Genomic DNA, 4941 nt, shown 5'->3' on the forward strand with positions numbered 1-4941 from the left:
TTGCCGCGCACGATGAAGGACTTGGCCCCCATCGAGCCGGGGATGATGCCCAGCTCGCCGGCCTTGGCCGACACCGCGCCCTTGCGGGTCAGGAACACGTCCTTGCCGAAGTGGCGCTCCTTCGAGACGTAGTTGTGGTGGCAGTTCACCGCTTCCTGCGTCGTCTCCAGATCCGGCCAGAACGCGCGCAGCACGTTCAGGACGCTGTCCATCATCACCTCGCGGTTGGCGCGGGCGTACTTCTGCGCCCACGACACCGCCCGGACGTAGTCGATGAACCCCTCCGACCCTTCCGGGAAGTAGGCCAGGTCCTGATCCGGCAGGTTCAGGAACCAGCGACGCGCTTCATGCTTGGCCCGCTCGATGAAGTAGGTCCCGAAGCGATTGCCCACGCCCCGAGAGCCGGAGTGCAGCATCACCCACACGTCCCCCGCCTCGTCGAGGCAGAGCTCGATGAAGTGGTTGCCCGTGCCCAGCGTGCCCAGGTGGCCGAATCCCCGGTGGTGCGCCGCCTTGGGGTGCTTCTCCACCACGGCGTCGTAGCCGGCCTTGAGGTCGGTCCAGCGGGTGATGGCCGAGGCCGGGGGCTCGTCGGCCCAGGCGCCCTTGTCGTTGCGCCCGCCGTTGTCGGTGCGGCCGTGCGGGACGGCCGCCTCGATGGCGGAGCGGATGCCCGACAGGTCGTCCGGCAGGTGTTCGGCGCGGATCGAGGTCCGCACCGCCATCATGCCGCAGCCGATGTCCACGCCCACGGCGGCCGGGATGATGGCCCCCACGGTCGGGATCACCGATCCCACCGTCGCGCCCATCCCCCAGTGCACGTCGGGCATGACCGCGACGTGTTTGTGGATGAACGGCAGCGACGCCACGTTCTTCAGCTGCTTGAGCGCGGCGTCCTCGATCGGCACGCCGCGGGTCCACGCCTTGATGGGCGCGCCCGGGCTGTCGATCACGTCATAGTCGCGCATGGGTCTCTCCTTTCCTTGTTGTCCTTCCGGACCGGCGGGAGAGCTCTTGCGGATACAAGAAACCCCTCCGGCCGGTTGGCGGGAGGGGTTGCTTGAAAACCGAAGCCGATCTGGCCCTGTCGTTCTCCTAGACACCCTTCGCGCGCACGCCCTTGCCCTCGACCGGATTCCGGTCGAGCTGCATGGGCAGCTGCGAGGTGGCGTAACAGGCGAACATGGGTCGTCTCGTTTTCGGGAGGGCGCTGATATCCGAAGCTTCGCCGGAAGGCCAGCCCGAAAAACTCAGTGCGGCAGGCCGCGCAGCTGGATCAGAGGGATGACGATGTCCTCCTCGTCCTCCAGATGGCGCAGCAGGGATGGGGCGATCGCGTCGATGGCGTCGCCCAGCCGCGCGGCCCGGTCGGCGGCGTCGGCGGCGTCGGCGGCGTTGGACGAGACCGCCTGATGGAAGGCGAGGCCCGACTGGAACAGGGTTTCGAGCTGGCCGTGGATGACGTCGTGATCGCGGTCCAGAAGGTCGATGCCGTGGCCGATCTTCGGCTCGATCTCGCGCATCATCGGGAAATACTGGCCGCTTTCGATCCGGTGGTGGCCGTCCAGGTGCTGCAGGAAGGATTGCAGCGCCGGGATCAACTGACGGTGCAGCACGCGAATGTCGCCGCCCGCCCGCCACTGGCTGACCAGGCCGTCCATATGACCCTGATGGCCCCGGAAGGAGCCGTGCATCTGCAGCCAGAAGGCGGCGGTCTGGTCGAGGCCCGGTTCGGCCCAGCGGTCGCGGGGGTATTCCTCTCGCAGGTACAGCATCTCGACCGGCAGGCCGTGGCGGCGGGCCAGGGCGAGGGCGTCGTCCGAAGGGTCAGACAACGGCGGCGGTCGTCTTGATGAAGCCGCCGCCCAGCAGCCGGTCGGGATCGGCCGGATCGTACAGGGCGCAAGCCTGGCCGGGGGCGACGCCTTCCTCGCCCGCGGCGAACACCAGCGAGACGACGCCGTCGACCAGCGCCAGGCGGGCAGGCGAGGGCGGGCGGGTCGAGCGGACGCGGGCCAGCACCGGCGCGCCGGCCTCGGCCGCCGCCTCGATGGAGGCCTCGTCGCCCAGCCAGTTGGTCTCGTCCAGCGTCAGGGAGGCGGTCAGCAGGGCCTCGCGCGGGCCGACGATGACGTGGCGCTTGGCCGGATCCAGCTTGGTCACGAACAGGGGCTCGCCCACGGCGACGTTCAGGCCGCGGCGTTGACCGATGGTGTAGTCGGTGATGCCCGAGTGGTTCCCCAGCACGCGGCCGTCCATGTGCACGATCTCGCCGGCCTCGCGGCCCTGCGGGCGCAGCTTGTCGATCAGGGTACGGTAGTCGCCGTTGGGGACGAAGCAGATGTCCTGGCTGTCCGGCTTGGCGGCGATGCGCAGGCCCAGCTCCAGGGCGACGCCCCGGACCTGCGGCTTCTCCAGATCGGCCAGCGGGAAGCGCAGGAAGTCCAGCTGCTGCGCCGTGGTGGCGAACAGGAAGTAGGACTGGTCGCGCGAGTGGTCGATGGCCTTGCGCATCTGGGCGCGGCCGTCGGCGCCGACGGCGCGGCGGACATAGTGGCCGGTGGCCATGGCCTCGGCGCCCAGGTCGCGGGCGACATCCAGCAGGTCGCGGAACTTGACCGTCTGATTGCAGCGGATGCACGGCACCGGCGTCTGGCCCGCCAGATAGGAGTCGGCGAACTGGTCGATCACGGCGTCGCGGAAACGGCTTTCGTAGTCGAGGACGTAGTGGGGGATGCCCAGGGTTTCGGCCGCCAGCCGGGCGTCGTGGATGTCCTGACCGGCGCAGCAGGCGCCCTTCTTCTTCAGGGCCGCGCCGTGGTCGTAGAGCTGCAGCGTCACGCCTACGACGTCATAGCCCGCCTTGTGCAGCAGGCCCGCGACGACGGTGGAATCCACGCCGCCCGACATGGCCGCCACCACGCGCGATCCGACCGGCAGGCCGACCGCCAGGCGCGCGCTCTCGATCGCCGCGTCCATGTCCTGCGGCGAGGCCATGGGGGCGATGTTCGGAACGGGGCAGATGTCCTCGGCGAAACTCATGGGCGCCAGATAGTACATGAGGGGTGCAATTTCGAGGCCGGGGCCTGAAACGACAACGACCGCCCCGTTTCCGGGGCGGTCGCTGCAGGCGTTACGCGGGGAGACGTCTTATCCGCGATAGTGCTGGATGCGCGTGGTCCGCAGACCTTGCATGCCCCATTTGTCGATCGCCTTCTGCCAGGCGATGAACTCTTCCGCCGTGAGACGATAGCGGGCCAGCGCGTCCTCAAGGCTGATCAGACCCCCGCGTACGGCGGCGACGACCTCGGCCTTGCGACGGATCACCCAGCGATCCGTATTGGCCGGCGGCAGGTCACGCAGCGTAAGCGGCGTGCCGGTCGGTCCGACCACGTATTGTTCGCCTCGATTATTAAGGCGTCGCTCTTGCAACATGGGCTTATGCCTCATTCACCACCACCATTGAGCGTGCAAGGTAGCGCGCGGCCGCTAAGGGCCGTTTAAGCGTCGTGGTGAAGGAAAGGATAAAATCCCTTCCGCCCACCCCCCCAATATTCAACGAAGTCTTCATTGAGACTAACCGTCAGTTACCTGCGTATCAGCGTTTGATGTTGATCAACTCGGCGAGCATCTCATCCGCGGTCGTGATGATCTTGGACGAGGCGGAGTAGGCGCGCTGGGTGGTGATCAGGCCGGTGAACTCGGCCGACAGATCGACGGTCGAGGATTCCAGCTGCTGGGACGCCAGGGTGCCTGCGCCGCCCGTGCCCGCGGCCTTCAGGTTGAAGGTGCCGGACTCCAGGCTGACGGAGTAGGCGTTGCCGCTGACTTCCTTCAGGCTGTCGGGGCTCGGGAAGGTGGCGACCGCGACCTGGGCGATCCGGCGCATGACGCCGTTGTCGAAGATGGCGGTGACGAAGCCGCCTTCATCGATGGTGATCTCGCTCAGATTGCCGAAGGCCGTGCCGTTGGTGACGGTCGACTGCACCACCGAGGCGGTGTTCAGCTGGCTGAGGCCGCCGGCCGAGGTGTTCAGGTCCAGGGTCACCGTCTGGGCGGCGATGCCCAGGCCGTCGGCCCATTTGACCTTGCCGTTGTCCAGCGGGTCGTTCGGATCGATCGTGTTGTTCGGGTCCGATTCCAGGAAGCTGAGCGAGGCCTGGGTCGGGTCGTCGAACAGACCCTTGCCCGCCGGCCAGCCCTGCATCGTCTCGACGTCGAGGCGGCCCGAGGGGGTGAAGGCGATCAGGCCGGTCTTGATCTGACCGTTCGAGAAGGGGGCGCCGGTGACGACGTCGCCGGCCGGGACCGAGACGACTTCGGCGTACCACTGGTTCGGCTCGGCGCTCTTCAGGAAGCGGATTTCCAGATTGCGCTGGCCGCCCTTGGAGTCCGAAACCGGGATGTTCATCTTGAAGTCGGGCTTCACGCCGACGGGGTTGTCGTCGTCCGCGTTGTACATCGCCATCGAGTTGACGGACGGGTCGTACTTGGTCTTGGCGATGCCGTCGTTGGCCATGCCGATGTCGGCGAAGTTGATGGCGAAGGGCGTGCCGGCGACCGGAGGCGTGCCGCTGGTCGGGGTGATGGTCAGCGCCGTGGCGCTGGCGGTGGCCGAGCCGTTGGCGCCGGCCGTCGGCGTGAAGCCGGTCAGGACGCCCGCGGCGTTATAGGTCGCCGTGCCGGTGATGTTGGTGATGCCGGTCTTGATGGTCACATCATAGGTGCCGGCGCCGGTCCGCTTGTAGGAGACCGACATGTTGTGGCCGACCGGCGGCACCGCGGCGTCCTGGACGTTGGGGTAGGCGTTGGCGCCGGCGGCCGACGACACGTCCTGGGTCGAACGCAGGTTGGCGTTGATCTGGACGCGGGTGGTCGGCTCGGCCGTGCCGCCGACCGAACCGATGTTGATCGAGCGCAGGCGCGACAGGTCCGAAGGAT

At 67.7% G+C, this 4941-nt stretch carries 5 protein-coding genes; all 5 read right to left on the minus strand.

Annotation, left to right across the window (positions count from 1 at the left end; genetic code table 11):
* On the minus strand, positions 1-968 hold a 968-nt coding region (locus Q0C81_RS15955; protein ID WP_291840160.1), incomplete at its 3' end, for an RtcB family protein.
* A 282-nt stretch (positions 969-1250) separates the two neighbouring features.
* Positions 1251-1835 carry a hemerythrin domain-containing protein gene (locus tag Q0C81_RS15960; RefSeq protein ID WP_291840164.1) on the minus strand — a complete coding sequence of 195 codons (585 nt, stop codon included), beginning with the start codon at positions 1833-1835 and terminating at the stop codon, positions 1251-1253.
* Positions 1828-2997: a tRNA 2-thiouridine(34) synthase MnmA gene (gene mnmA, locus Q0C81_RS15965; RefSeq protein WP_291840173.1), complete on the minus strand. Its 1170-nt coding sequence runs from the start codon at positions 2995-2997 to the stop codon at positions 1828-1830. Before mnmA ends, Q0C81_RS15960 begins: the two co-directional genes overlap by 8 nt.
* 153 nt (positions 2998-3150) lie before the next feature.
* Entirely contained in the window at positions 3151-3435 is a 285-nt protein-coding gene (locus Q0C81_RS15970) for a DUF1153 domain-containing protein (RefSeq protein ID WP_291840167.1), read from the minus strand.
* A gap of 163 nt (positions 3436-3598) precedes the next feature.
* The coding region (locus Q0C81_RS15975; RefSeq protein ID WP_291840170.1) for a flagellar hook-basal body complex protein at positions 3599-4941 on the minus strand (1343 nt) is incomplete at its 5' end.

The organism is Brevundimonas sp., assembly GCF_023259385.1.
GTDB lineage: Bacteria > Pseudomonadota > Alphaproteobacteria > Caulobacterales > Caulobacteraceae > Brevundimonas.